1 protein-coding gene is annotated in these 477 nt (G+C 64.8%); it reads left to right on the plus strand.

The features are described 5' to 3' along the window. Positions 1-477, plus strand: a 477-nt coding sequence (locus AX750_RS09220; RefSeq protein WP_156462439.1) for a molybdopterin-dependent oxidoreductase, incomplete at both ends; no start/stop codon positions are given.

Below are 477 nucleotides of genomic sequence, written 5' to 3' on the forward strand. Positions count from 1 at the left end.
ACTTTCTCGAATGCGCCGCCAATTCCGGCATGGAGTGGCGCGGCGCGCAGCTCAATGGCTGCCAGTTCACGCACGGCATGGTCCATAACGTCATGTATACGGGCGTGCCGCTGAAGCTGCTGCTGGCCGAGGCCGGGCTCAAGCCCACCGCCAAATGGCTGATGCTGGAGGGCGCCGATTCCTCGGGCATGAATCGCTCGCTCCCGGTCGAGAAGGCACTAGACGACGTGCTGATCGCGTTTGCCATGAATGGCGAGGCGCTGCGTCCCGAGCAGGGCTACCCGTTGCGCGCCGTGGTGCCCGGCTGGGAGGGAAATATCTGGGTGAAATGGCTACGCCGCATCGAGGCCGGCGACGAGCCCTGGCAGGCGCGCGAGGAAACCTCGAAATACACCGACCTTTTGGCGGACGGCCGCTCGCGCCGCTACACCTTCATCATGGACGCCAAATCGGTGGTGACGAACCCCTCTCCGCAGG

The sequence above is a fragment of the Methylobacterium sp. CCH7-A2 genome (assembly GCF_001557075.1).
Taxonomy (GTDB): domain Bacteria; phylum Pseudomonadota; class Alphaproteobacteria; order Rhizobiales; family Beijerinckiaceae; genus Allobosea; species Allobosea massiliensis.